4 protein-coding genes are annotated in these 4,629 nt (G+C 70.3%); 2 read left to right on the forward strand and 2 right to left on the reverse strand.

Annotated elements, in window-relative coordinates:
- Nucleotides 1-97: 97 nt before the first annotated feature.
- Together ectB and ectA are read right to left on the reverse strand one after the other, a co-directional pair.
- Nucleotides 98-1,366, reverse strand: coding sequence for a diaminobutyrate--2-oxoglutarate transaminase (gene ectB / locus ACYVE9_RS08565; protein WP_461027141.1), 1,269 nt, complete (start codon nucleotides 1,364-1,366; stop codon nucleotides 98-100).
- A gap of 56 nt (nucleotides 1,367-1,422) precedes the next feature.
- Nucleotides 1,423-1,947 (reverse strand): diaminobutyrate acetyltransferase, encoded by a 525-nt coding sequence (ectA, locus tag ACYVE9_RS08570; RefSeq protein ID WP_461027142.1) that lies wholly within the window; start codon nucleotides 1,945-1,947, stop codon nucleotides 1,423-1,425.
- A 511-nt stretch (nucleotides 1,948-2,458) separates the two neighbouring features.
- Here ectA and ACYVE9_RS08575 point away from each other — a divergent pair.
- Both ACYVE9_RS08575 and ACYVE9_RS08580 read left to right on the forward strand, forming a co-directional pair.
- Nucleotides 2,459-3,556 (forward strand): amidohydrolase family protein, encoded by a 1,098-nt coding sequence (locus ACYVE9_RS08575; protein ID WP_461027143.1) that lies wholly within the window; start codon nucleotides 2,459-2,461, stop codon nucleotides 3,554-3,556.
- A 174-nt stretch (nucleotides 3,557-3,730) separates the two neighbouring features.
- Nucleotides 3,731-4,629: SCO1860 family LAETG-anchored protein (locus ACYVE9_RS08580; RefSeq protein WP_461027144.1), on the forward strand; the 899-nt coding region annotated here is incomplete at its 3' end.

A 4,629-nucleotide genomic window follows, 5' to 3' on the forward strand; every position in this document is an offset into this window, starting at 1 on the left:
GGGACCCCCCCCCACCGCCGCAGCGGGGTCCGCTGCGGCGGGGTCAAAGGGCGCGGCCCGCCCCCCTGGAAGGAGGGGCGGGCCGTGGTTGTCCAGGTCAGACGGTTTCGCGAACCGCCCGAGCGAGGATGCGGAGCCCCTCGTCCAGCTCCTCCGGGCTGATGGTCAGCGCCGGCAGGAGTTTGACGACCTCGCTCTCCGGGCCGGACGTCTCGATGAGAAGTCCCAGTTCGAAGGCGCGCTTGGCCACCTTCCCGGCATGCGGCTTGTCATGCAGCTCCAGCCCCCAGACGAGGCCGCGGCCGCGGTACTCGACCACTGCCTCCGGGTGCTCCTCGCAGATGGCCTTCAGGTGGGACTCCACCTGCTCGCCGCGCACCAGGGTCTGCTTCTCCATCTGGCTGTCGGCCCAGTAGGTCTCCAGCGCCGCGGTGGCGGTGACGAAGGCCGGGTTGTTGCCGCGGAACGTGCCGTTGTGCTCGCCCGGCTCCCAGATGTCCAGCTCCGGCTTGAACAGGCAGAGGGACATCGGCAGGCCGTAGCCGCTGATGGACTTGGACACCGTCACGATGTCCGGGGTGACGCCGGCCTCCTCGAAGGAGAAGAAGGCGCCGGTGCGTCCGCAGCCCATCTGGATGTCGTCGACGATCAGCAGCATGTCGTGCCGCTCGCACAGGTCGGCCAGCGCGCGCAGCCACTCCACGCGGGCGACGTTGATGCCGCCCTCACCCTGCACGGTCTCCACGATGACCGCGGCCGGCTTGTTCAGGCCGGAACCGGAGTCCTCCAGCAGCCGCTCGAACCACACGAAGTCGTCCGTGACGCCGCCGAGGTAGTCGTCGAAGGGCATCGGGGTGCCGTGCACCAGCGGGATGCCGGCGCCGGCGCGCTTGAAGGCGTTGCCGGTGACGGCCAGCGAGCCGAGTGACATGCCGTGGAAGGCGTTGGTGAAGGACACGATCGACTCGCGGCCCTTGACCTTGCGGGCGAGCTTCAGCGCCGCCTCGACGGCGTTGGTGCCCGTCGGGCCGGGGAACATGACCTTGTAGGGCAGGTCACGGGGCCGCAGTACCAGGTTCTGGAAGGTCTCCAGGAAGGAGCGCTTGGCCACGGTGGACATGTCCAGACCGTGGGTGACGCCGTCCCGCTCGAGGTAGTCGATGAGCGCGCGTTTGAGCACCGGGTTGTTGTGCCCGTAGTTGAGTGAGCCGGCGCCGGCGAAGAAGTCGAGGTACGTGTGGCCGTCCTCGTCGTGCATGTGGCTGCCCTGGGCACGGTCGAAGATCGTGGGCCAGCCGCGGCAGTAGCCGCGTACTTCGGATTCGAGGGTCTCGAAGACGCTCAGGTCGGGCTGCGTGATGGTCACAGGGAACTCCTGAAGAGTCGAGTGTGGGGAAGTTCGTGGGTGCCGAGGAGCGTCGGTCAGCGCTGTGCGGGGTCCGGCGCCTGGTCGGGCGCTATCGGGCCGATCCGGTACAGCACCTCCGGCTCGTGTCCGCTTTCCGGGAACACCTCGCCGTCGAACAGCACCTCGCGCTCCACCGTGGCGGCGTGCCGTTCGCCGAAGGAGGTGAACAGTCGGTCGGAGGGGGTGTTGTCGGGAGTGACGGTGGTCTCGATGCGGTCGGCGCCCGTCTGCAGCGCGACCCGCGCGGTCAGGCCGTCCAGCATGGCTCCGGCGAGTCCTCTGCCCCGCTGGGCGTGATCCACCGCGACCTGCCACACGAGCAGGGTCCGCGGCTGCTCGGGGCGGAGGTAGCCGGTGATGAAGCCGACCGGTTCGCCGTTGCCGTCGCGTGCCACCACGGAGGTGGCGGCGAAGTCCCGGCACCAGAGCAGGTAGCTGTAGGAGGAGTTGAGATCGAGCACCTCGGAGTCGCGGGCGATCCGCCACATTGCGGCGCCGTCCTCCAGTCGTGGGGTGTCGAGCTTCAGTCCCTCCGGCATTTCCAGGAATTTGCGATGGGCACGTGCATGGTCTGCTTGTGCGGGGGTCATGGGACTAAATTTACCCAGCAGAATCTGAAAATGCATCGGGGTGAGGGGTTACGCCAGAGCGCGCGATGTGTTATCGCGCGAACCCGAGTGCGGGCCTGTGTGCGGCTCAAAACAGCCCCCATATAGCGAAAATCCTATGCAAAGCGGACACCCCTGTGGAGTCAGTCACAGGTCCGTAACGTTGCACGAACCTGTCCGTATTACGAGGCTTCCGAGTGCCTCATAAATCAGGGTGTTTAGGATGCCGAAAACGGGGCAGAAGAATAGGGGATTCTGCACTCAGCATAGAAGTGCGCGACCGGTGATAAACATACCCGGCTGCGAATGTGAAGTGGGTCTCTCTTTTCCCCGGTGCGGCGCTCCCGGGAATGCGCGCACGGCGGACGCCCCCCTTCCGTCAGCGGTCCCTCCGCACCGCCCTCGCCCCGTCCGCCGCCGAGCCCCCTCGTACAGTGCGGGCATGAGCAAGAGCAGGGTGCTGCACATCAGGGGCCGGGTACTGGTGGGGCCCGAGGAGGTCCGGGACGAACTGTGGGCGGTGGACGGCCGCCTCACCTTCGAGCGGCCCCCGGCGGAAGCGGCCGCCCGCGCCCCCGTCCTGGAGGGCTGGACGCTGCCGGGGCTGGTGGACGCGCACTGCCATGTGGGGCTCGACGCGCACGGCGCCGTGGACGAGGCGACCACGCGGCAGCAGGCGCTCACGGACCGCGACGCCGGAACGCTGCTGATCCGCGACGCCGGGTCGGCCGCCGACACCCGCTGGGTGGACGAGCAGGCCGAACTGCCGAAGATCATCCGAGCCGGCCGGCACATCGCCAGGACCCGCCGCTACATCCGGAACTACGCACACGAGATCGAGCCCGACGACCTGCCCGCCTACGTCCGCCGGGAGGCCCGGCGCGGCGACGGCTGGGTGAAACTGGTCGGCGACTGGATCGACCGCGAGCACGGCGACCTGAGCGCCTGCTGGCCGCGCGGAGCCGTCGAGGCGGCCATCGCCGCCGCCCACGCCGAGGGAGCGCGGGTCACCGCCCACTGCTTCGCCGAGGACTCGCTGCGCGACCTGGTGGAGGCCGGCATCGACTGCGTCGAGCACGCCACCGGCCTCACCGACGACACCATCCCGCTGTTCGCCGAACGCGGCGTCGCCATCGTGCCGACCCTGGTCAACATCGCGACCTTTCCCGCACTGGCCGACGGCGGTGAGGGCAAGTTCCCGCGCTGGTCCGCCCACATGCGCCGGTTGCACGCTCGGCGCTACGAGACGGTGCGCTCCGCGTACGACGCCGGCATCCCGGTCTTCGTGGGCACCGACGCGGGCGGTTCGCTGCCGCACGGCCTGGTCGCCGAGGAGGTGGCCGAGCTCGTGCGTGCCGGCATCCCGCCGGCCGAGGCGCTCTCCGCCACCACCTGGCGGGCCCGCGAGTGGCTGGGGCGCCCGGGCCTCGAGGAGGGCGCGCCGGCGGACCTGGTCGTCTACCCCTCCGACCCGCGAGCCGACGTCCGGGTGCTGGCAGCCCCTCGCCACGTGGTGCTGCGGGGGCAGGTCGTGCACTAGCGACAGCGGATTCGAGTACGCGTACGGAAACCCCCCGTAAGAGTGAACCCACGGAACGTAGCTGCCGTGGCGCGCCGGGTGCGTCAACGATGGCGTGGTCTCAGTCACCGGTACGAGCGATGTCCCCCATTGGCCGTACCGGTGACGCCATGCCGTTCGTGGGGGTTTCTCACCGTGAATTCGTCCGTACGCCGTCCTGCTCTCAGCATCGCCGCAGCCGCCGCCCTGGTGGGCGTCGCCGCCGTCCCCGCCCAGGCCACCGAGGCCGACGAAGGAGAGGCCCGGGCGTCCGTGCTCCGCACCAGCCTGGACGTGGGACTGCTCAACAGGACCGTGGACGTCCCGCTCGCCGTCACGCTCAACGAGGTGTCCGCGCCCGGAGCGGGCAGCGGCAGCGCGGAGAAGTCCGCACTCACCGCCGAACTCGACGGGGTCAACCGGGGCAGGCCGTTCAGCGTGCTGCGCGCCGACGTCGCCACCGCGACGGCCGACGTGCGGGAGCGGCAGACCGAGGCCGAGGTGGTGCTCGCCCGCGCCAGGGTCCACGTGCCGGGCCTGCCGCTGCTGTCGGTGGTGGAAGCCGAGAAGGTGACCTCCCACGCGGTCTGCCCGGCCGGCGGGGAGCCGACCGCCGAGGCCAACGTGCTCGGCTCGGTCACCGTGCTCGGCAAGAAGGTCAAGCTCACCGCGGGCGGCCCGACCGTGGTGGAGGTGCCCAAGGTCGGCAAGGTGACCCTGCAACTGTCGCGGACCGAGACCACCAGCCGCACGGCCGCCGCTGCCGCACTGGCGCTGACGGTGTCCGTCAACCCGCTCGACCTGAACGTCGCCGAGGTCGAGGGCAGCGTCACGCTGGCCGAGGTCGGCTGCCGCTCGCCGAAGGCGGCCAAGGAGGTGACGACGCAGACCGTGCCCACCGAGCAGCCCGCCGAGGAGCCGGCCGGGGAAACCGACCGGGAGCCGGCCGTGCGAGTGGAGAAGGAGGAGCCCGCCGGGCCGAACCTCGCGGCGACCGGCGGCGACTCCCGCACCCCCTACCTGGTCGGCGGCGCCGCACTGCTGCTGGGCGCCGG

The sequence above is a fragment of the Streptomyces sparsus genome, from assembly GCF_054776295.1.